This window comes from Vibrio vulnificus NBRC 15645 = ATCC 27562 (genome assembly GCF_002224265.1).
Lineage (GTDB): Bacteria > Pseudomonadota > Gammaproteobacteria > Enterobacterales > Vibrionaceae > Vibrio > Vibrio vulnificus.
The window spans coordinates 491,186-512,642 of the sequence record NZ_CP012881.1; the positions used below are offsets into that span (position 1 = coordinate 491,186).

18 protein-coding genes and 1 other RNA gene are annotated in these 21,457 nt (G+C 45.3%); 5 read left to right on the forward strand and 14 right to left on the reverse strand.

The annotated features are described in order from the left end of the window. Nucleotides 1-32 precede the first annotated feature (32 nt). From AOT11_RS02115 to AOT11_RS02130, 4 genes are all read right to left on the reverse strand, one after another. Nucleotides 33-1,364 (reverse strand): MATE family Na+-driven efflux transporter, encoded by a 1,332-nt coding sequence (locus tag AOT11_RS02115; protein WP_017420296.1) that lies wholly within the window; start codon nt 1,362-1,364, stop codon nt 33-35. A 75-nt stretch (nt 1,365-1,439) separates the two neighbouring features. Beyond that, complete coding sequence (gene hsdR / locus AOT11_RS02120) at nt 1,440-3,896, reverse strand: EcoAI/FtnUII family type I restriction enzme subunit R (protein ID WP_017420297.1); 2,457 nt, start codon at nt 3,894-3,896, stop codon at nt 1,440-1,442. 123 nt (nt 3,897-4,019) lie between these two features. Then, complete coding sequence (locus AOT11_RS02125) at nt 4,020-5,405, reverse strand: DEAD/DEAH box helicase (protein WP_017420298.1); 1,386 nt, start codon at nt 5,403-5,405, stop codon at nt 4,020-4,022. 2 nt (nt 5,406-5,407) lie between these two features. Beyond that, entirely contained in the window at nt 5,408-5,944 is a 537-nt protein-coding gene (locus AOT11_RS02130; RefSeq protein WP_020480147.1) for a hypothetical protein, read from the reverse strand. A 101-nt stretch (nt 5,945-6,045) separates the two neighbouring features. On the opposite strand from AOT11_RS02130, the gene AOT11_RS02135 reads away from it, so the two are divergent. Next, on the forward strand, nt 6,046-6,354 hold the full coding sequence (locus AOT11_RS02135) for a helix-turn-helix domain-containing protein (protein WP_017420300.1): 309 nt from the start codon (nt 6,046-6,048) through the stop codon (nt 6,352-6,354). 3 nt (nt 6,355-6,357) lie between these two features. Here the strand turns inward: AOT11_RS02135 and AOT11_RS02140 are convergent, their stop codons facing one another. From AOT11_RS02140 to AOT11_RS02165, 6 genes are all read right to left on the reverse strand, one after another. Then, nucleotides 6,358-7,455, reverse strand: coding sequence for a TniB family NTP-binding protein (locus AOT11_RS02140; RefSeq protein ID WP_017420301.1), 1,098 nt, complete (start codon nt 7,453-7,455; stop codon nt 6,358-6,360). Continuing rightward, on the reverse strand, nt 7,421-9,286 hold the full coding sequence (locus AOT11_RS02145) for a Mu transposase C-terminal domain-containing protein (protein WP_017420302.1): 1,866 nt from the start codon (nt 9,284-9,286) through the stop codon (nt 7,421-7,423). Before AOT11_RS02145 ends, AOT11_RS02140 begins: the two co-directional genes overlap by 35 nt. 2 nt (nt 9,287-9,288) lie before the next feature. Then, nucleotides 9,289-9,912, reverse strand: coding sequence for a TnsA endonuclease N-terminal domain-containing protein (locus AOT11_RS02150; protein WP_017420303.1), 624 nt, complete (start codon nt 9,910-9,912; stop codon nt 9,289-9,291). Nucleotides 9,913-10,031: 119 nt separating this feature from the next. Continuing rightward, nucleotides 10,032-10,128: signal recognition particle sRNA small type (gene ffs, locus AOT11_RS02155), an RNA gene on the reverse strand. 153 nt (nt 10,129-10,281) lie between these two features. Next, on the reverse strand, nt 10,282-12,255 hold the full coding sequence (locus AOT11_RS02160) for a GGDEF domain-containing protein (RefSeq protein WP_017420304.1): 1,974 nt from the start codon (nt 12,253-12,255) through the stop codon (nt 10,282-10,284). Between the two features lie 124 nt (nt 12,256-12,379). Next, nucleotides 12,380-13,123, reverse strand: coding sequence for a VP0952 family biofilm-associated protein (locus AOT11_RS02165; RefSeq protein ID WP_017420305.1), 744 nt, complete (start codon nt 13,121-13,123; stop codon nt 12,380-12,382). A gap of 150 nt (nt 13,124-13,273) precedes the next feature. Between AOT11_RS02165 and AOT11_RS02170 the strand changes: the two genes are divergently transcribed. Further along, the gene (locus AOT11_RS02170; RefSeq protein ID WP_017420306.1) at nt 13,274-13,576 is read left to right on the forward strand and encodes an MGMT family protein; all 303 of its coding nucleotides are present in this window, start codon (nt 13,274-13,276) and stop codon (nt 13,574-13,576) included. 66 nt (nt 13,577-13,642) lie between these two features. Here AOT11_RS02170 and AOT11_RS02175 read toward each other — a convergent pair whose 3' ends face one another. Beyond that, nucleotides 13,643-14,068 (reverse strand): YbaY family lipoprotein, encoded by a 426-nt coding sequence (locus tag AOT11_RS02175; protein ID WP_011080947.1) that lies wholly within the window; start codon nt 14,066-14,068, stop codon nt 13,643-13,645. A gap of 190 nt (nt 14,069-14,258) precedes the next feature. On the opposite strand from AOT11_RS02175, the gene tesB reads away from it, so the two are divergent. Then, nucleotides 14,259-15,125 (forward strand): acyl-CoA thioesterase II, encoded by an 867-nt coding sequence (gene tesB / locus AOT11_RS02180; RefSeq protein ID WP_017420307.1) that lies wholly within the window; start codon nt 14,259-14,261, stop codon nt 15,123-15,125. Nucleotides 15,126-15,181: 56 nt separating this feature from the next. Here tesB and AOT11_RS02185 read toward each other — a convergent pair whose 3' ends face one another. Then, nucleotides 15,182-18,229 (reverse strand): hypothetical protein, encoded by a 3,048-nt coding sequence (locus tag AOT11_RS02185; RefSeq protein ID WP_017420308.1) that lies wholly within the window; start codon nt 18,227-18,229, stop codon nt 15,182-15,184. A 330-nt stretch (nt 18,230-18,559) separates the two neighbouring features. Continuing rightward, the gene (locus AOT11_RS02190) at nt 18,560-19,021 is read right to left on the reverse strand and encodes an Lrp/AsnC family transcriptional regulator (protein WP_011080950.1); all 462 of its coding nucleotides are present in this window, start codon (nt 19,019-19,021) and stop codon (nt 18,560-18,562) included. A gap of 129 nt (nt 19,022-19,150) precedes the next feature. On the opposite strand from AOT11_RS02190, the gene AOT11_RS02195 reads away from it, so the two are divergent. Then, on the forward strand, nt 19,151-20,236 hold the full coding sequence (locus AOT11_RS02195; RefSeq protein WP_017420309.1) for a PLP-dependent cysteine synthase family protein: 1,086 nt from the start codon (nt 19,151-19,153) through the stop codon (nt 20,234-20,236). A gap of 102 nt (nt 20,237-20,338) precedes the next feature. Here AOT11_RS02195 and AOT11_RS02200 read toward each other — a convergent pair whose 3' ends face one another. Continuing rightward, nucleotides 20,339-20,656, reverse strand: a complete 318-nt coding sequence (locus tag AOT11_RS02200) for a DUF1244 domain-containing protein (protein ID WP_026050255.1) — start codon at nt 20,654-20,656, stop codon at nt 20,339-20,341. A 164-nt stretch (nt 20,657-20,820) separates the two neighbouring features. On the opposite strand from AOT11_RS02200, the gene AOT11_RS02205 reads away from it, so the two are divergent. Further along, nucleotides 20,821-21,402, forward strand: coding sequence for a porin family protein (locus AOT11_RS02205; protein WP_017420311.1), 582 nt, complete (start codon nt 20,821-20,823; stop codon nt 21,400-21,402). The last annotated feature ends 55 nt before the right edge of the window (nt 21,403-21,457 follow it).

Sequence of the window (21,457 nt, forward strand, 5' to 3'; positions counted from 1 at the left end):
ACGGGGCCGCCTGAATTTATCACCTGAATATATCAACCGAGTGCGGGTTTGGTGGTGACGCTTTCATAACCTTGATTAGCCCTCAACCAGCGGTATAAGCCGATAGTGATGATGGCATCGAACGTTATGCCCACACCGAACATTAAAGCGATACCCTCCAATGTCGGTTCGAACCACCCCAACTGATAGGCCACAAAGGCAGAACCATAGAAGAGCGTATTAACGGCTAAAGACTGATAAAGCATTAAGTCTGTGCGGCCAATTCCGTAGAAGTAGCTGTCAATAACGTTATTAAACGCAAACACTACATAAAAACCTAACATCAAGAGAACCAAATCCGTCACTTGTTGATGGTCACTGACACCCATGATGTGGGCGATAAAATCATCCCATAGTGGTACGGAGAGCAGCCAGCACAAGACAACGAGTCCTGTTAGTTTGAAATACACATTAACCCTCTCGACTGAAAGACCATTCGAGCAAGCGGCATCTCGCTTAATTAACTGCCCCAGAGCCATGACAGGTAATAGTAACCATCCCCAGATAAATTGGTTGGATACCCAAAAAATACCCGCTTGCTGAACCTGATTCACTAACTGTAAAATCATTATGATAAAGGCTGCATTGCGGACGAAAGATTCCAGTCCGGACTTCGCGCCAATCTTCGCCCATTCTTTCATCCATGATACTGAGTTAAATGCCATTTTCGGGTTGAACAACCCTTCTCGATGAAACCAGCACAGCGCACAGACGAGCAAAATACTGTTCACAACAATGTTGGTATAAGCGACGCCGTTTACTCCCAATAGAAGCGAATGGGAAAGCTGGCTGACGAACAAGCTGTCAAAACCAATGATCAACAATGATTTCACAGCGATAAACGCATACAGTTTTCTCTGTTCATCTTTCAGCACCAAGACCAAAAGACAAAGCTCCACCACGCTTGAGATAAAAATGGCGACAGACTCAAGCCGTATGTAATGGGTGGTCTGTTCTATCAACTCTCTGCTTTGCTGCATGGCTTGGGTCATATCGGGTGCAAGCAGAAGTACACTGAGTGTCACTGCTGCATACACTGCAACAAACGCCACCATTGCCCCATTTAAACGCTTTGTAAATCCCTCTGTATTGCTTGTGATCACCTGCCCCAGAATATAAGCCAGTGGGATCAGCATGGCTTCATTGATAACTTCATAACCAACATTTAGCCATGCGACCTGGGCTGCAATGCTAAATGCCCAAGTATCTGGAATGCTGCCAAGGAAATAAACACGGGAAGTTGAGTAAATCGCGGGTATAAGCCCAGACAACAAAAGGATAAACAGCAGCTTGTAGTTCACTGCTTTCAAAGATGGGAAAAACATGCATTCTCCGTAAGCGATGTTTTGATACGAAAAAGGCTGCCCGTTTTCGAGCAGCCTTGAGAGATAAGGGCGAGTTTAAGCCGTCTGGTAAATTTCTGATTCCAGTTCGTTAACGGCTTTCAGGTAGGCTTCTTTGTCACCAAAGCCTTTTTTGATGATTTCTGTCGGGCGCCCAATTTCATTGAACGGCGCCACTTTCAGTACCGTCATGTTTTCAATTTCAGTGACGCCCGCATCGGCGTACTTATCGAGAAGATTGCTCAATACTTCCTGCGCTACATCGCCATATTTAGTGAAGTAGTTACGCTTCTTCACGTTGTCAGCACGTTCTTTTCGGGTCAGTGGTGGTTGGTCATACACCACATGGCAGATCATATCGAAGGGATCCATATCTTTGCCCACTTCCTGTTCCAGCGCTTCCCAGATAATCCCCATCTCCGCGAGCTCATCAATGATGGCCTGTTTGCGGTCAGCATCGTTCCACTTGCGGGTGAAGTCATCCATTGAGGTAAACTGCGTCGCCATGGCTTTGCGGGTGTAGTCCTTGAACGATTCGGTCACCAGTTTGCCGTCACTGTCGTAGTACTGCACACGCTCGGCAATCTTCTTCACTTCGACGCCAGAAACATGGAATTTTCTGACTTCTTCCTGAATAGGCTCATCTGGGCCAGGGCCAAACGTATCTTCGCCTGAAGTTGTGTAGGGTGGCGTTGGCTCTAGAATCGTATCTGGGTCGATGTCATCACCAAACGGTGATTCCCCATCAACAGCCGCCTCGCCGTTTTCGTCTTCCGGCATACCATCGACAATATCATCAAGGTCTTCTGGGTTTTCAAAATCTTCCGGCTTGGTGACTTTTACCCGCTCGGGAGTGCCATCAAAACGCTCGTCGGCGAAAAGCTCGGTGGCCTTTTTAAAGTCGAGGATAGAGAACCAGAGCTTTCCGAACTTATCATCAATACGGGTACCGCGACCGATGATCTGCTTGAACTTTGTCATGGATTTGATGGTGGAATCCAGCACCACCAGTTTGCAGGTTTTGGCATCGACGCCCGTGGTCATCAGCTCTGAGGTCGTTGCGATAACCGGATAGGCTTTTTTCGGATTGATGAAGTTATCCAGCTGCGCTTTGCCAATTTCATCATCGCCGGTGATTTTCATGACGTATTTTTCGTTCTTCGCCATTTGCTCTGGGTTGCAGTTGGCAAGGGCTCGGCGCATACGTTCTGCGTGGTCGATGTCGTTACAGAACACAATGGTTTTCGCCATCGGGTCTGTGCGTTTCAGGTAGTTGGTAATGGTTTGGGCAACAAGCTCGGTGCGCTCATCAATCACCATGGTTCGGTCAAAGTCGCTCTGGTTGTAAATGCGATCTGTGATGACTTCGCCATGTTTGTCTACCTGGCCTTTGGTTGGTCGCCAGCCTTGAAGATCAACGTCGATATCCACGCGCACGACTTTATAAGGCGCAAGGAAGCCATCTTCAATGCCTTGCTTGAGCGAGTAGGTGTAAACAGGCTCACCGAAGTATTCGATGTTGGAAACTTCATCGGTTTCTTTTGGCGTTGCGGTTAACCCCACCTGAGTCGCTGAGCTGAAGTACTCCAGTATTTCTCGCCATGCGCTGTCTTCTGATGCGCTGCCTCGGTGGCATTCGTCCACTACGATTAAATCGAAGAAATCCGGACGGACATTTTTGAAGATTTTCTTTTCTTCTTCCTGCCCTGTCATGGCCTGATAAAGACCTAAATGGATTTCAAAAGCGGGATCGATAGTGCGATTACCGATTTTGGTCATCGCGGTACCAAAAGGCTGGAAGTCGTTATTTTTGGTTTGGTCGACAAGGATATTGCGGTCAGCAAGAAACAGGATGCGTTTCTTGGCCCCCGACTTCCATAAGCGCCAGATGATTTGAAAAGCGGTGTAGGTTTTACCTGTACCTGTTGCCATCACAAGCAGCACGCGATCCTGCCCTTCGGAGACCGCTTCAATGGTTTTGTTAATGGCGTTGAGCTGGTAGTAACGCGGTGATTTACCGCTACCATCATCGTAGTAATCTTGGGTGATCAGCGGCAGTTGGTCGTCTGAGTAACCTTTCCATTGGCAGTATTTTTCCCACAACATTTGAGGGGATGGGAAGTCTTCGAGTCTGATTTCTGTTTCTAGTTGCTCAGGGTTCGTTTTGTCATGAAATATAAACCCATCACCATTACTAGCAAACACAAACGGAACATCCAGTAGTGACGCATAATCCAAGCCTTGCTGCATTCCCTTACCAATTTCGTGCTTGTTCGCTTTCGCTTCCACGACTGCAAGCGGCATACTCGGTTTGTGATACAGCACAATATCAGCAGACTTCACTTTCTTACGTGCGGCAATCTGACCACGAACTACAACTTTACCGTCACGCAGTTTTACTTCTTGACGGATTTGGTTCATGTCATCCCAGCCGTTTTCTTTAATAGCGGGAAGAATGAACTTGGAGATGATGTCGGCTTCAGACAGCTGAGACTTGGAGAACTTTTCGACCATACGACTTTGATTCCATACTGAATTGCGACGGATTATATAACAAAGTTCATATGGGTGAAGAATAAGAACGCAACAATAGTATGGTTAATGGGTAATCCGATCACAAATTGCAGGCTTAGGAGATTAAACATAGTCAAAAGCCGCTATCACTCGCTCTCGAAAAGACCCAAGTTTGATGCGGTCGGATTCTTCGTGAGATAAAAAACCACTATTCACACTTTCCAAAAAAGGGCCCGTAGCCCATTCAAGTGGTAGAATATTGTTTGTTCGTGATTCAGAAATAGAACCAGTATCGTCTGAAGGAGAATCTGAACAACATGAAGTTACTGACTTTTCAACACCAATGAACATACAAGATTCTGGAATGTCTTCTTCTACACGCTCAGCAAACTTGACCAAGCTCTCTTCAGCAAAAGTATACAACCATGCTTCTTGGTTCAGTGAGTCGTTAACTCTCAATATTCTTCCAAGGACCTGCCTGAAATAGAGTTCTGTTTTCACTGAGCTCATATGACAGCAAACCTGCAACCGAGGAATATCCGTACCTTCACTTATCATCCCAACACTGACTATCCACTGAACATTCGAGTGTCGAAAAGATTCAATTTCATTTAGTGGGTTTACGTGGTGATAAGTGACAATGCTGGCTGATTGATTAAACTGCTCGACCAAGCGTTTTTGAATATCTTTCGCGTGCTTGATAGAAGCAGCGACCACTAACCCGCCTGCGTTTGGCGAAAGTTCCCTGATCTGCGCTAGCTTTTTACAGGCACTGTTCAAGATGTAATGCATCGCTTCTTCATTGTGGATGACGCTTTGATAAGAAATATCAGATTGTTTAAGGCAATCCAAAATGGACGCAAAATGTTGCCTATTGCCTCCAGACGTAATACTCAAATGCTCATTATCGATTAAGACAATTTTCGGTTGGCGGCAAACTCCGTCTACAACCGCTTGCTTTAAGCCATACTGGTAATCGCAGACTAGCATCCCTTCAGGGTCAGAATATTCTGCCATCACAATCGGCAGTCTGTCTGAACGCCAAGGAGTGCCTGACAATGCCAGCGTGTATCGTGCAAGCCCTTGTATCTTTGAGACTATCTCTACACCCCAAGAGTTTGATCGACCATCTTCTTCAAACGAACAGTGATGAATTTCATCAAACACAACTAACACTCGATGTTTGCTGATAGTGTTCCAAAAGTTATCGTCAAAAAAACGGATAGATTGGTAAGTATAAGATCCTCCCAAAGAACCTAACCCTCCGTTGAATGAGCACTCTAATTTCCATGCAAACGTTTTTTGCATCCCTTCTGCTACAGACAAAGATGGCGAAAAACAGAGCACTAAGTCAATCATACCTTCTTCAAATAAGCGCCTTGCTACCTCGGCAGCCATAACGGTTTTACCTGCACCAGGAGTCGCTTGGCAGAAGAAATGCGGTCGTCTATTGGATGCAAATTTATTGATAGCCAGCTCTGTACAGTCGGCTTGCCATACCCTTAGCATTGTTACACCTTACCTTGTGCGACTTTCATCCAATTGGTTAGTGCATTGATTTTGCCCAATAGCTTTGCTGATCGTTCTCGCGCTGCGCTAAATAGAGGTTGCATCTTTTGTCTGCTATGGGGGAAGCGCGTCAACAAAGACTGATATTCCTCTATCTCCCCAAGAGTAATCGCAAGCTCTCCTTCATATTGTTTTTTCTCCTGCTCCAATGCAGTTAGAGAGGTATCAGCAATTTGAATCGCTATTGGATCAACGTTAACTTTACTCTTTCTAGCCACTCGGGGCTCGACTGTGAGTGCTTTGAACTCGCTAGTTTGATGGTAACGTTTCGCTCTGTGAGTCCCAACAACAGAAAGCCAACCTTTCTCCTCGAATGATAGAAGTTGCTTATAAATGTACTTTCGAGCGTCATCCTTACTCGGGAAGGTCACATCACTGTTTAGTAGAGTATCCCTAGCATCTATGACTGAAAAGCCATCCATTCCTTTTTCAATCAATAGGTTAAACATGTGAGGGTTAATTCTGATCACTTTATTCATATCACTAGTACAAACAGCTAAAACTTAGGATTGCTAAGTATACAAAAATCAGTAAAACTTAGACAATCTAAGTTACCTAGAGGTTGAAAAGAAATGTGTAAGTGCAAAAAAACAACCCAATCCCAGAAAGGCTCAAAGCTGCGCGTAAAAAAGCCAAAATCACCCAAAAAGATTTAGGGGTGAAAATAGGCATGGAACCCAGCTCGGCGAGTGGGCGGATGAACCACTATGAGAAAGGTAGACATGTACCCGATCTTGGCACGCTCGAACGAATGGCTGAAGAGTTAAACGTACCACTAAACTACTTTTTCTGTAGAAACGAGTTAAGTGCTGAACTGGCTTGCGTGATTGACAAAATGAGTGACGAAGAGAAAGCAGCGCTGTTGGATAATCTAAGCCGTGAAAAGTAGTCTCTAAACTTTAAGCCCATTTTTGCTCAATAGCATGCTCAACGGAATGGCGTCTGTAAAACGAGGGGCTACTATTTTATCTTCAGTGGTAATTGCATTTAAGTGGTAAGCAGAACCAGAGTCAATTTGATGAAGACTAAGCTGCTCTAAAGGACGATCAAACGGGTTATCTAGGTAGGGGAACTTAAATGCAAAAGTGCGTGACAATATTGCTCTGTCTATCGTATCCGCATCGTCTTTGAAGCTCGTAAGCAACGCGTCTTTCAAGAAGTGTTTTAACGCTCGGCATTCTCCTCGGCACATTGCAAACAGGGGATATAGCAGTTCATTCTTTGTAAGTACTGGTGGCTCATCAAAGCCCATCCTTGAACTCAGACCCGCGACAAATCTGGCAAAATGTTTTTTTTGTTCTAAGTCAAACCCATAAGATACCGTTCTATTCGAATGACTCTTCGCTTTCAACAATTTGAAATAATCTATCTTTCTCCTCCAGCTTAGCCGCGAGTTCCACTGTGGTTCTGTCGCTATCACATCAGCATAAGGCATACCCACTAGCACAAACGAGACTCTTGCTTCTTCACTTATATATTTGAATGTGTTGGCAATAACTTGTCTCTGTTCTGCGGTTGAAAACTCAACCAGCTCTTGAATTTCATTAACAATAATCAGCTCAACAGATTTACGTTTAAGTTGCTTTACAACCGCTTCGCCAAGCGCAATTTCATTACGGCGCCGAATACCTCTTCCTCCGGATTTACAATCTAAATCAACCAAAAATTGGGTCAGCGTATTCTGTTCATTGATACGACTTGGCACTCTAGTGCTTAATACTGGCTGCTTTCCCCAAGTTGAACCCGATTGAAAGCGTGACAAGTAGTTGTTGATCAAAGCTGTCTTTCCACTTCCAGCCTCACCAGTTAACAAGAAAGACTCTGGTTCACCACCTAAAGAGTGATTGAAACGAAGTTGATCAAAGATAGAGTAGATTTCAGTTATCGCGGGATACTCGATAAAGCTGGTTTCAAAGGACTTTAGCTGCTCAAGCTGCTTTGGCGTTAAATTCAAATTAGTACCCTTCAATATCTTCAAAATCATCGTCATCTAAGTACTCCGAGGCATCGGAAACAACCTCAGATTTGTGCCTAACAGGAATCACGTTGATTGAGCTTGGTCCCTCAGATCCGACATCATTAAACTTTGCTAGTTTCGACGTGTTGCCTGTTTTAGGAAGGTTGGACTTGCTACTTTTAACACGGCGGAATCTATCGGTTTCTTCCTGGATACGTTTTTTCATATATAGAAATGTATCCGCAAGAGCCTCATCATCAGCAAGATCCTTGGTGTTCAGTCTGCGTACTTTTTGTATGCGCTGGTGTTCAAAAAGTGAAAGGCCGTTTGTATATCCGCTGTTGTCTACCGCTGGAACTTTTATGTACTTCTTTTCTGATTCTAGATAAACATGGATGTAGCTGATATCAGAAGGATCTGTTTTGGTTTTAACAAAGAGCTTTTTGCCATCATTAGGTGTGCAATATTTCCGGTATTCAATAAGCTCGGCGGACTGATAGCGTAAATTATGCAGCCTGATCCCGGCCACTCCAATCGTCCTGTGTCTAAGCAATCCTAACTCTACTCTAAGTTGCTCCTTCTCAGCACCATCATAGTAAGAAGGCGTCCATTTCGATTGGTGCCACTTGTGGTATGGGATCTCACGCTCTCTAGAATCTGGTGCCATGTGGTAATAGTCGACAATCCATTTATGGAGTAATTCAAGAAATACCGATACCCTGACCACGGCATCCTTCTTTGGATTGTAATCTTGTAGTTGAGTAGGATTGGTGAAGGTTTTTCCAGGCAGAGCGTTAACTAACCCTTTATTCATTTGATCGAACAGCTTTTCGATCCCTGACTTTCGCCAAGGCTTCGCGGCTTGACTATATTGAATATCGGACACCAAAGGCCGTAACGAATCTTCCAAGCTTTGACTCCAAAACTCGGCACCGTTATCGACGACCAAGCAATCAATCTTACCGTGGCAAGGCCACTCATTCTCAATCGATGGATACTTTGCTTTAAGCCAGCTTTTATCCAAAAGTGAATTCAACAGAGCCTTTCTAACAGAGTCAAAGCTTGGCTCTCTAAAGTTGATACTGCAACCAACAATGCACTTACTGAAACGGTCATAAAGCATCGTCAAATAAGGGCGGCCTAAAGGAATATCTAGCTCATCGTCAATCAAAATCACTGGAACTGGGGTGTGGTCTATTTCAACGAACTCCATAGGTTTAGTTGCAGCGACCTGCTGACCAACCGAGCGATACTCCCGATCTGCATATCGCTTACCAAATCTCGCAATCGCCACTTCATAAGGGGGTAACTCATTTATTCGATTGTAAAAAGAACGTTCGGCAATTGGCTTGATTTTTCCTTCAACAATCCCTCGATTCATTTGAATCACTCGACTCTTATAATATCGGTATGCTTCTGCAACGCTAAGTCGTTCACGTGTCAGGTATACGTTCTGAATTGCCTCATCAATCAAGGATTGCGAATCCATTTCTTTCTGGCGATTGCCCTTAAACGTATGCTTCGGAATAAGTGCCCATGGTTCTCTACCTGCTTCAGAGTAGGATTTTTTCCAAGTTGCTACAGTCCGCCAACTAGGGGGAGTCAGCTGTAATTCTGACTCAACGAGACTTAAGATGGGGTTCAAGTTTTTCTCAGTCCACCCACCTTTCAAGCGCTTCTCCACAAAGGTAATCACTTTTATGCGGCGAAGAACCTCTTCCTGAATTTTTGCTGGCAAACTATCTATGGTCGATGATATTTCAACGGGTTCTAGAATTAGTTCTTTTGGGAGCAACTGTGATTCTTCTTCTGACGCTTCAAACTCATCAAAGAACCCAAATATGTTATCAGAGTCAGGTGGCATAGTTAGCACCAAACGCAGGTTTCTAGACCAAAGCCAATCGTGTTGAGGTCTGTTTTAACGTGCCCCGAAGAGATCCAAGGTAGAGTAGAGATAAGTGTGTCTTGCTCTGATAGACCAAAATACAAAGACACCTCTTGCAACTTGACCATTTGCTTGCGTTGAATAAAAGCCAAAACTCGCTTTTGAAACTCGGTCACTGTGCGCAATCCAGAGTAGCGGTGTAACAACTTAAAGTTATCTAGCGTTGGTCCCATCCTAATTTGCTTTTCAGTAACGAGAACTAACCGTCTGTTGAACTCACTCAACGCTACTCTCTGCTTCTCTTCAAAGCGCTCCCTAAAATCAGGTTTAAGAATCTGGCTAGAGTGTTTGACCTCGAAGAATGTTGATTGCTCATTATGATCTATTGCTAAAAAGTCTGGAGTATATCGGCACTTGCGATTATTGAACTGATAGTGGAAGCCAAAAGGTTGAGAGGTAAAACTTTTGATGTTTGGGTTGTATTCGAGGTGAAAACAGAAATCGAATTCCAGAATAGAGAGAGTGCGAACAACAGCATCGTTCTTCAAGCTCATGAACTTACAGATGTTGTGTACGTGAGATGATTTCTTAGTTTGGTCAAACATAGCCAAGTCACTTTTGTTGTAAACCTACAACAAAAAAATAGACTATGAAAACTTATGGTGCAAATATGAAGAAAGCCTGCAATTTATGCGAACATATATTGCAGGCTTCATAATGGGTGGGACCCCAGCCACATCCCGGCACACAAGTCATTCGCTGCGGCTGCTTCCTTCCGGACCTGACCGAGTTCACGAACTATTGTTGCGAGAGGACCAGAGCCCCATAGATTCGTTTATCAAGCATTTCGCTCAATGTGGGCACGATTATTAAGCATCCCCCCCAAGATTGCAACCCCAATTCGGCAATAATCCATGATGAGGCGAGTGACTGCTTAACTCTTGTGCAAAACACCACTTTTCAAATGGGAGAGGTTAAGAATAACCCATCTCACGTTGTTCATTCTTGCTCTGGTACATGTCGACATCAGCCAGATGCAGCGCTTTTTGCAAGCTCATGGCCCGCTCCCGTCTCGCGGACAAGCCAATCGAAGAACTGATGATCAATGGTTTTCCGGCAATATGCTGCTCAAGTCGAATTCGGCTAAAGCGTTCAAACGCTTCTTCAACCTCTTGCTGAGACGCTTTGCCAATTAAAATAAACTCATCGCCACCCACGCGGAAACCTTTGCCACGCCAATGGCTTTTGATTTCTTGGGCGATGGCCTTGAGCACCATGTCGCCACAGTGATGACCATATGTGTCGTTAATCGGCTTAAAATTGTTAACGTCGATATACAAAATCGCAAGATCACCTGCGATGCCATTACCGTATTTTCTCTGTAGTTGGCGTCGATTGCCTAACCCAGTTAAATTATCTGTATTCGATAAACGATGCAGATAATATGAGAGTGCAAACGCGAGCAATAACATCGCCGCAAATAGCGTTTGTGTTTTTGCAGCAAACTTTTGCTCCATGTCTAACGAGCTTCGCCAGTCAGGACGAACATCGTAACGTTCGATAATGCTATTGAGATCGAGCATTTCTATCGCCCGACTAAAATACGGAGCCAGCACTCTGCCTTTTTCCGTGTTAGCCAAACCGATAGAAATTTTCGACGCATCAAATACGCCAATCGCGTCATCTTGCTCAATAGCCAGCTTCAACTCATTTCGTAGTAAATAGTTGAGTGTTGCCGTGTCCATCGTGATGTAATCCACTCGGTTGGCGAGTAAAGCACTGACCATCGCATCGTGATCGGAAAAACGGCTCAGCTCTTTCAATGGCAACATTTGCGTCAACAACGCATCAAAGTAGTCATCCTCAACCACTCCTACTCTCTCTGCAATTAACTGGGAGACATGAGAATAGACATTGGGCTTATACCCCAAACGTTTTACGATAACCGACTGAGGCGCATAGTGTGGGCTTGTGTAATAAGTAAACTGCTCTCTCGCTTTGGTCATAGCCAACGGAGCCAGTAGATCAAACTCTTGCTGAATGAAGCCTTGTAGCATTTCTCCCCAACGTTCATCTGAACGGCTCACCAGTTGACAGTTAAGAGTGAGAATATCGCAACTTTGCTGCAGAACTTCGGCAGTAATACCACTCACGTGGCCATCAGGATGGTAAATCACATAAGGGTAAATCGGCTCAAGTTTGATGGTCAATGGTTCATCTAGATCGAGGGGGGCCTGAGCAATAGCCTGCTGTAGCGCCTGTTTTCGAATGGCAAATTGGTATTGCGTAATTTCTTCACGAAGCCTTTTTTGCATCTGCTCGCTGTGAATGAACTGAGCAAATTGAGTCAACTCTTCTAAGTGTTGCCCTTTTTGACTGACGATAGAGACGGGTTTTATCGAAATTTCATCGTTGAGAAGATGGGCATTGGTCCCTTTAAGCAACATAGGCTTAAGTTGATTGATAGCATCCACAATGCCATCCACTCGACCGTGACTGATCAACACATATGCTTCTTCGTGGCCTTGGTACGAAACAAGCTGAATGTCTGGATGATTTACCGCAATCAGCTCCCCATAAATGGTGTCTTGAGGCACACCAATACGTGTCGCATCGCGCAACGAATTGGTCGTATTAGAATAGAGATAGGTATATTCAATATTGGTTGGGTGTGAATAACTGAATCTTTTTTCACGTTCATGTGTAAACGTAATGTTCGCTGCGAAATCTGTTTCACCACGCGCAACTGAATCGAGAATAGCATCAAAACTCGGCATATTCACATAGGTGACATCCAGCGCAAACTGCTCGGCAATGGCATCAAACAGAACCCGCGTCACCACATCATCCGCTTCCGTTGCCACTGTGATCTCTTTACTCTTTGCCCAACAGTTGAACGATACCCAAACGAATACGCAGGAAAGCAGCCAACCAAATTTTTTTATCATGTCACTGACTTAATCTAGGTTTCACACAAGCGTCAAAATATGAAGCAGAAACCTTATATCAACTCATTGTCACGTGCATAAATATTTTTATTGATATGCAATACCGGTCACTGTTCTAGGCAACTCAATCCTGCTCTTTCATCTCTTCTTCCGCATTTAAGATGTAGTCTGTCATCCAAGCGGTACCCAACAAGCAGATCCACACCACAAACACGGAATTGGGCACATCGACATTCGGCGTCACCACTAATGCGGCGAACCCCACGGTCGGTAATGTCCAACACAGCAGTTTGTTCCATGAAAAAGTTTTAAGTGAGTTAAGACTTTCCATACACGCCATAATGCCGGTAATTGAGAGCGCCACTAATACCGCGTAAGGCAAACCTGCCATCCATAGTGGGATCAATAGTAGCAATGGCCACCAGCTATGTTTGCTCGAAGGTCGCCAGTGATTTGCCGCCCACCAAATGACCATTACCGATAGCACTTGTACCACGGTTACCCATGGAGAACCGGTCAACTTACCGGCCATTTGCGTCACCATAATGCCGACCATCAGAGCCAAGACGATCATCCCTGCCGTGAGCAATACGCCCAGGCTGCTTTTCTTGGAAAACACCACCATAAGGAGTGGAAACAAAATCCACACGCACACAGAGAGAGCTATCGGCTGCATGGGTAACGTGAGGCCATACACCGTCATCGCAGCGAGCAAGACGAGACCAGCAATACCACCTTGAGGTAGAATCCACAAAGCAGGAATCACTAAGGCAAGGACGGGGATATCACCAGCGCTCATGCTGATTGCTTTGGCACAGACCACCGCTAAAAGGCTTGTGATTGTGAATTGAAGAATTGAAAATATCATAGCGCCTCCTTTAAGACCCGATTCTGTTTTTAATCAGACTCAGCGCAACGCAGAAACTTAAAACACAAAAGGTTGTACGCTAAGTGGGTTCATTTCCAGCACACCTGGCTTACCAATCCTTGGTAAACGACGAACTAGGACAATTTGAGTATGGACCATTTTTTGCCCCAAATCTTTGCTGTAATTCAACAAATTCCCTTTGGTAAAGTGACCACGTACGGAGAAATTGCACGTATGGCTGGATTTCCTGGTTATGCAAGGCATGTCGGTAAAGCATTAGGGAACTTGCCAGAAGGCACAAAACTACCTTGGCATCGAGTGATCAACAGCCAGGGCAGAATTTCGTTGCAAGGTTCGAACCTCAATCGTCAACGCCAATTGTTGCAGGCTGAACAGATTGAAGTGAGTGAGATAGGAAAAATAAGTTTAAAAAAATACCGATGGCAACCTTAGTCACCATCGGTATCAACATTGGGGTATCAACAATCAATTGTTGTGGCGTTGAGCGCCTTGGCGTGATTAACGAACGCCCACAACCATGATCTCAACATTATGCGTGTTCGCCTCGTCAGTGATGACAGGAACAATGGTGTCACTGATAAAACGTAAGCGACCATTCACTTCGATACGTGCACGTACGTTGTAACGGTGATTGGCAATGATCTTTTTGCTGTCATAAGCAAGATCGAACGACAGTGGAACTTGCTTACCATTGGTAATAAATTTGTGCTTCGCGATCACTTTGGCAGGCGCATCAGCCAGTGAGACATCTTCCAAAACTAGGGTGACAGCCGCGTCTTCTGGTAAGGCAATACGCTCACGATAAAAAACCGTCCCACTGATGGTTTGGATACCTTGGTCTTTCACTAATGGCTCCGAAGTCTGGCAACCCGCTAACAAAGCACCAAAGAACACTGACATCATCACTAAGATTATTTTTTTCATAGAGCCTCACTCATTAATAAATTCGCGAAGATTATAGTTTGAGCACGTCACTCTGTCTTGTGGATCAAATGTTTATTGACAATAGTTTGACTAAGTTAAAAATATTCACCGTTGTTAATTGCGTTATACTCAACGCAGTTGCTTGAATCAAAGTGACAAACCCATGTGTTAAAGAGAGGAATCAACCAACATGAGTAAACCCTTAAACGAGTTACTAAGTTTACTGCAACTTGAAAAGCTGGAAGAAGGACTGTTCAGGGGTCAAAGTGAGAATCTTGGTTTACCACAAGTGTATGGAGGCCAAGTGTTGGGGCAGGCCTTATCGGCAGCTCGCTATACGGTCTCTGACGACCGCACGGTGCATTCGTTTCACAGCTATTTTCTCTATCCTGGCGATCCAGAAAAAGCCATCATCTACGATGTCGAGAATTTAAGAGACGGTAAAAGTTTCAGCACTCGCCGTGTTAAAGCAATCCAAAATGGACGCCCAATATTCTATCTCACCGCTTCCTACCATGGTGAAGCACCGGGGTTTGAACACCAAAATACCATGCCCGATATTCCAGGGCCGGAAAATTTCATGTCTGAATCGGAGCTCGCCAGTCATATTGCTGAGTTTCTTCCCGCTAAGCTGAGACAAACCTTTTGTGGAGAGAAACCGATCGAGACCAGACCTGTCACCGTCATCAACCCGCTTAATCCTAAAAAGGCCGAGCCAAAACAGTATCTCTGGATACGCGCCAACGGTGAGATGCCCGACAGTCAATTGATCCACCAGTATCTGTTAGCCTACGCCTCTGATTGGGGATTTTTAGTCACGGCATTACATCCACACGAAGTTTCGCTCATGACGCCGAAGTTCCAAGTAGCGACCATCGATCACTCCATCTGGTTCCACCGACCATTTAAGATGGATGAATGGCTGCTCTATGTCATCGAAAGCCCAACAGCCTCTAATACCCGAGGACTGGTTCGTGGCGAGATCTACAATCAGCAAGGCCACTTAGTGGCTACAGCGGTGCAAGAAGGGGTGATGCGCTTTATTGATAAAAAGTAACAGCGCAGGTTATTTTCCCCTTGAACAAAGAAGGAGCGCATCGGCGCTCCTTCTAATTATTGTCGTTGGTAGTTTAACTGCAATATTCCCCACTCATACAAGGTTCTTGGGTCACCATAGGTGAGGCTAGATACCACCTCTCCCTCTCTTGGGTAACGGCCACCATCGCGCTCTGGTAAAAATCGGCGCTCGCCTTTACGGTAATAGATCATTGGACGGACAAACTCATACGGGCCTTCCAGCAGCGGGGAATCATCCACCACCGTAACTCGCGTCATCCGCAACGTACGAGACCCATCTTCGCAGTATCCTGGTGTATCAAATGCAATCGCTTTGAATGGTTCAATATTGTCGGGGTCTAACTTGGTGGCGCAATCATCAAAACGGGCAATATGCAGCATCAATTGACGTCGTTCAGTGAGCACATCGGAGCCAATAGGTTTCACTCTCACGATGGCAATCATACCTTCACCGTACTCTTTGAACTGTTCATCGGTTGGTCGCAACACACGATCAACACCCATCAGCCCAAATTGAGACTCTTGCAGGCTAGCAAATTCAGAACCACTCAGTTTGCTGATAATGACCGTCTGCTTCTCTGTCAGGGTGTGATTTGCATCCGCTTGTTCCGCTTTCGGTGCGTTCAACGTAAAGTTCAGAGACGCTTGGCTCAGCGCAAGGTAGTCTCTTGTCTCATCTTCACTCACGACGATGGAGGCCGCTTGATCTTGGTTATCACCTCGATAGTCCTTGAGCGTTATCACGCCGCTGATAGGATCAACGGAGATGGTGCTATCAGACAGAATCGTTTTGTAGCTGCGCGTACCAATCGGTGAGCGCATCGCCAAACTAACCTGCTTGAAGGGCACAAAATCAACGCTCTGCGGCTTGTAATCAAGCGCTTTGGCCATGGCCTTGCTAATCGTCCCCGTTACTCGCTTGGTCACTGTTTGATAGTTGCGAGCTGAAACCGTGGCTTCAATCTCAAAGCTCCCAGCGTGAAGCATACTTAACGCCCCCTCAGTACCAGAAGTGAGTTTTACTGTTGGATCGGCTTGATTGATCAAGCGATAACTGTGCTTATCCATTGCGATCGAAAGAGACGGCATAATCGTTTGGTTCTCTTCAAAGATCGTATTTGGATAATGAATCTCAACCGGGTTATCGGCGGGTAAAACGCGAGCAGTAAAACTGGTTTCACCTGCATTCACACCACTACTGCCCGTGTCTTTAACGATGACTCGAACAGAACCCGCATTGAGCATCTTCATAAAACCAGAGTCTTTATCCAATTCGATAACGTCGGTTGGTTCCCCTTCGGCGAGATAGTAGTTCAGTTTACCCTCAGCACCAGAGATTGCCGGTGCTGCAATCGAGCCGAATACAGAAGTCCAAGTGCCCTCAACAAGCGATTGCTCCACTCTTAACTGACTATCAGCGCTATTGATACGAACATTGACGTACTGTACTGGACCTGCCAAATAGTTGTTTGTTTCTGCTCTTTGAATCGTCAAACGAGTTTCACCCGCTTTCAAGACGTGCAAAATACCGCCTTCAAGCACTTTGACAACACTAGGATCACTGTTATCGAGAACCAGCAAGTCATTGGTGCGAGGGTTTAAGTCTCGCTGAAGATTGATCTGAAGATCTTTGTAATAGGTTTCTTGATAATCTTGCGTTTGATAGGGTTCAGCCGTCGCCTTGGCCACATCAATAGAAAGAGTAAACTGCGTTGATTGATACAACTCACCGCCATCATCCTCAATTTGCAGCGCGTATTGCCCTGCTTGCTTAATGAATAATGTTTTATCCACAAGGGCCAGTTGAGAAGATGAACCACTCACTAATGTTAAACGACCTTTTTGGCCCGAGAATTCAAACGGAATACGCAGATCTTCTTGATAGGTTAAAGAGATAGGATCTTGCTTGATGCCTTGGTGTGGTGCTTTATCAATTTGGATGGTAAAACGCGCACTGGAGACTTGATAGTTACGCAGATTTTGCTCTGTCACTTCCACTTCCGCCAGCCCTACACCATCAATAACGGGCAAGTTAGCAAGGGGATCAATGTGGAGCACATCCGCACCACTCAATAATCGATACTGAAGCTCGCCTTTCGCATTGCTCACAATAGGTTGCAGACGAGCATTAGCTTGATATTCCGTCACCATATTGGCGACCGACAGCGGCTGGCGAGCAGCCTTATCAATCGTCACGTCGTATTCGCTGGTTTGCTGAGCCGTTTTGTAAGTCTCTGGATAATATGCCGTAGCTCGGACCGTTACTTTACCGCTGTTTTTGATCGCCAGCATGCCTTGGCTTTGCTGTGAAAACTCCGCGACTTCCCAATCCGGTTCACTTTTAACGATCTGATATACGATGCGTTCTGTTGGCGTCGTATCTAAGCGTTTTGGCGCTAACACTAACCCTGGCTGATATGATCGCGAAAGTGCGGCAAAGCTAAGAGATTCCGCGTCGACCGCTCTGACAATTACGTCGGTTTCCATACTTCGTTCAGAATAGAACTCATCACCCAAATCGCTCACTTGGATACGCGCAATACCAGGGCGACCTCGACTTTGCACCTCTCCTTGTGCAGAGAGATCAATAATAGCGTCAGGATCGGAGAGAACACGATAACGCAACTCACCTTTTGCGCCACGGACAGTAAGCGAACTTGGCGTAGTTTGCGTGGTGGTTAAATAAAGCGGACTGATGGAGAGCGCATCATTCCAACCCTTTTGAATGGTAATCGTAAAATTCGACTCCGAGGTTTGAAAGGTATCGCTGGTGTCAATCGCCTTCACATGGGCAACACCTGGCTTTAATACTTTGATGCGGCCTTGGCTATCGAGCAACACCACTTGTGCACTTTCGTCATCAATGAGCTCAAACGCGACGTCACCTTTCACTTGGAAAAGTTGTGGTTGAACAATCTGGCCTATTTGTACATAGGTGGTGGTCAGGTCCAAAGACTCAAGAGGCGCACGATATTGCTTGCTTGGTTTCACAACCGCAGGGGCCGAACTGCCGCCACCTCCGCCGCCACACCCCACCAACACATTGGCAGTGAGCAATAAAATTAACCCATGTTCTATTCGCATTCTTACGCCTCAACTGAATATTTACTCAACAGGCGCGGACCTTATCACAAGGCAGAAAATTAAATCAGGCAAAGAAACCGGCAGATTTTGCGCGATTTATTACATGCAAATAGGAATGAATCACATTGCTAAAAAATGCGTTACTAAACTCAAAAATAAACAATAAAAAACATACAGTTATATCAATTCAGATTTAGCTTACACTGTTATAAGAAATTAGAGAAAGCTGATATTGTGAACATTGTTCATTTAAGATTCTTATCTTTGATACAGATAGATTCAATTGGTAACACCCATTTGTGTACCAAATAATCTTATGCATCTATTCCATCACTGACCAAGCGGTAGCGCGGTGGTGTATTTGAGAGGCTCCATCGCAAACGTTGAGGTGACGTTGGATATCCCTTCAACACTATTGACCAACTTCTTATAAAAAGTATCGAAGTTTTTCATATCTTTAACCAACACTTTCATCATGTAGTCGTACTCACCCGCCATGCGATAGAACTCCATCACTTCAGGAAAATCGTTCACTGTTGCAACGAAACGGTCATACCACGCATAAGAGTGATCACAGGTTTTAATTTGCACAAAGGCAATAAATGAGAGATCCAATTTCTCTGCATTCAGCAAAGCCACTTTCTTTTCAATAAAGCCTTCATCTTCTAAACGCTTTAGGCGCTTCCAGCACGGTGTCGTGGTGAGATTCACTTGCTCAGCCAAATCGCTCAGGGACAAGGTGCCATCCTGCTGCAGTAGTGAAAGTAGCTTCAGATCAACTTTATCCAGCATACAATTATCAATCCGCTCAATTAGAGAAAATTTTTCTACAATATAGAGACATCGCCACATAAAAAGCAAAGCTTTTCTCTACAAAGGTAGGTACTTTGTTACTGTAAATAAGAATTAAGAGAGGCCCCCATGTGTACGGACCACAACTGGATTAATAACGCGATTCGCAAGATTGAAGCTGACTTCCAACGCTCTGCTGATACCCATTTATTTAAGCTCGATCTTCCGTCTCTCGATGGCATTGATATTTATCTCAAAGACGAAAGCACCCATCCAACCGGTTCGCTAAAGCATCGCTTAGCGCGTTCGTTGTTTCTCTACGCGATTTGTAATGGCTGGATTGGCCCAGAAACCACCGTCATTGAGTCATCTTCAGGCAGTACTGCCGTGTCAGAGGCGTACTTCGCACGCTTGCTAGGCTTACCTTTTATCGCAGTGATGCCAAAATGCACCGCTAGAAAGAAAATCGAGCAAATTGAGTTTTATGGCGGTAAAGCCCATTTGGTGGATCGCTCCGATCAAATTTACGCAGAATCTCACCGCTTAGCCAAAGAGTTGAATGGTCACTATATGGATCAGTTCACGTACGCGGAGCGCGCAACGGACTGGCGTGGCAACAACAACATCGCGAACTCTATCTTCAGCCAAATGAAACTCGAAGAGCACCCAGAACCAAGCTGGATCGTGATGAGCCCAGGAACAGGCGGCACGTCGGCCACCATCGGTCGCTTTATCCGTTACCAAAAGCTGGACACCAAGTTGTGCGTGGTTGACCCAGAAAACTCGGTGTTCTTTGACTACTTCCAAAGCGGTGACAACACAATAACGGGCAATACTGGCAGTAAGATCGAGGGCATCGGTCGTCCACGTGTTGAACCAAGCTTTATCGCTGGCGTTGTCGATGAAATGCGAAAAATCCCTGATGCCGCGTCTGTTGCTTGTACTCACTGGGTATCTAAGCTGATTGGCCGCAACGTTGGTGCCTCAACGGGCACAAACCTGTATGGGGTGTTGCAATTGGCATGCGAAATGAAACAGCGTGGCGAGCGCGGCTCTATCGTGACTCTGTTGTGTGACAGCGGAGATCGCTACTTAGACACCTACTTTAATGAAGAGTGGGTAAAAACCAACATTGGTGACATTCAACCCTACTTAGAGCAGCTTGAAATCATTGAGCGCGATGGCTGCGTGGCCCCCATCTGCTGCCCTGCGTAACGCAGAAACAAAACCACTCGCGATAAAAAATGCCCACGTGATTCAGTGGGCATTTTGTTTTAAACAGTGCTGCGAATTGAGCTTAGTGAGGCGCTGCGTGCGTTATTTCTTCTGTTTTGCCTCAAAAGCCGCCAATTGCTCTGGCGTGGCTTCAGGTTGATGATTGGTTTTCCACTCTTCATAAGTCATGCCGTAAACACGCTCACGAGCATCATCCAAATCAAGATCTAACCCTAAAACATCCGCTTCGGCTTTGTACCATTTGCTAAAGCAGTTACGACAAAAACCCGCCAAAATCATCAAATCAATATTTTGCACCTCTTTGTTGGCATCAAGGTGAGCCAGCAGACGGCGAAATGCGGCAGCATCGAGTTTGTCTTGCTGCTCTTGAGTCAACTCTTGGTATTTAAACTGTGTCACTTTACTTTCCTTTCTTCTCATTTTGCCGTCTTAATCACGGGCGGATGACCAGCATAGTACAAAATCCACTAATAAAACCAAGCTCTTCGCCGAGGAATTGTGTACTATCTCAGCCAACACTCTCTTATGCATCTTATTGAATCACTCTTAGGTGGCGAACGATTATGAAAAAAATTATGCTGGCGTGTTCAACATTATTACTTTCCCAGCCGGTTTTCGCGGAGAAAATGGGAGAGTTGCCGAACTACTTTTACCTTGGCGCAGGCACGATCGCTTTTGATGTTTCTGCTTACGGTGACAACAGTGGCAGTGAGCTTTCAACCCCAAACTTTACGATCGGCTTTGGTAAAAACTTCAATGAACATGTTGCTGTCGAAGGTCTGTTTCGCTACACGCAAAATGAAGTCACCAACAGCACGGCAGGAACCAGCCTTAACTTAGACTATTATCAAGCAGGCGTTTCCGCTCTGCTCTCCACAGGCAACTTGGGGGATTCCCCGATTTCACTTTTCGGCCGCTTGTCGGGTTTGATCACCCAAGCAAACATGTATGACGTGACAAACAACGCCGTGAAAATCTCGGAAGAAGCGGGGATGATTTTCAACGTCGGGGGCGGATTAGGCTGGGATATGGGGCAAAATTTCTGGCTGAAAGCCGAATATGTCTATAGCTTTGCTGACGCAGGCTTTAACGATTTCTACGATAAGTATTCTGGTTTCCAACTCTCTATCGGTAAGCAGTTCTAGACAAGCCGAGATAAAAGAGCCGAGGTTTTGTTCCTCGGCTCTTTGGGTTTTAGGA

Coding starts and splice junctions, on each gene's coding strand:
- hsdR (WP_017420297.1), bottom strand. CDS start 3,896: ATGGTCGAAAAGTTCTCCAAGTCTCAGCTGTCTGAAGCCGACATCATC.
- AOT11_RS02150 (WP_017420303.1), bottom strand. CDS start 9,912: ATGTTTGACCAAACTAAGAAATCATCTCACGTACACAACATCTGTAAG.
- AOT11_RS02115 (WP_017420296.1), bottom strand. CDS start 1,364: ATGTTTTTCCCATCTTTGAAAGCAGTGAACTACAAGCTGCTGTTTATC.
- AOT11_RS02130 (WP_020480147.1), bottom strand. CDS start 5,944: ATGAATAAAGTGATCAGAATTAACCCTCACATGTTTAACCTATTGATT.
- AOT11_RS02190 (WP_011080950.1), bottom strand. CDS start 19,021: ATGCTGGATAAAGTTGATCTGAAGCTACTTTCACTACTGCAGCAGGAT.
- AOT11_RS02165 (WP_017420305.1), bottom strand. CDS start 13,123: ATGATATTTTCAATTCTTCAATTCACAATCACAAGCCTTTTAGCGGTG.
- AOT11_RS02125 (WP_017420298.1), bottom strand. CDS start 5,405: ATGCTAAGGGTATGGCAAGCCGACTGTACAGAGCTGGCTATCAATAAA.
- AOT11_RS02170 (WP_017420306.1), top strand. CDS start 13,274: ATGGACCATTTTTTGCCCCAAATCTTTGCTGTAATTCAACAAATTCCC.
- AOT11_RS02160 (WP_017420304.1), bottom strand. CDS start 12,255: ATGATAAAAAAATTTGGTTGGCTGCTTTCCTGCGTATTCGTTTGGGTA.
- AOT11_RS02205 (WP_017420311.1), top strand. CDS start 20,821: ATGAAAAAAATTATGCTGGCGTGTTCAACATTATTACTTTCCCAGCCG.
- AOT11_RS02145 (WP_017420302.1), bottom strand. CDS start 9,286: ATGCCACCTGACTCTGATAACATATTTGGGTTCTTTGATGAGTTTGAA.
- tesB (WP_017420307.1), top strand. CDS start 14,259: ATGAGTAAACCCTTAAACGAGTTACTAAGTTTACTGCAACTTGAAAAG.
- AOT11_RS02175 (WP_011080947.1), bottom strand. CDS start 14,068: ATGAAAAAAATAATCTTAGTGATGATGTCAGTGTTCTTTGGTGCTTTG.
- AOT11_RS02185 (WP_017420308.1), bottom strand. CDS start 18,229: ATGCGAATAGAACATGGGTTAATTTTATTGCTCACTGCCAATGTGTTG.
- AOT11_RS02195 (WP_017420309.1), top strand. CDS start 19,151: ATGTGTACGGACCACAACTGGATTAATAACGCGATTCGCAAGATTGAA.
- AOT11_RS02140 (WP_017420301.1), bottom strand. CDS start 7,455: ATGACGATGATTTTGAAGATATTGAAGGGTACTAATTTGAATTTAACG.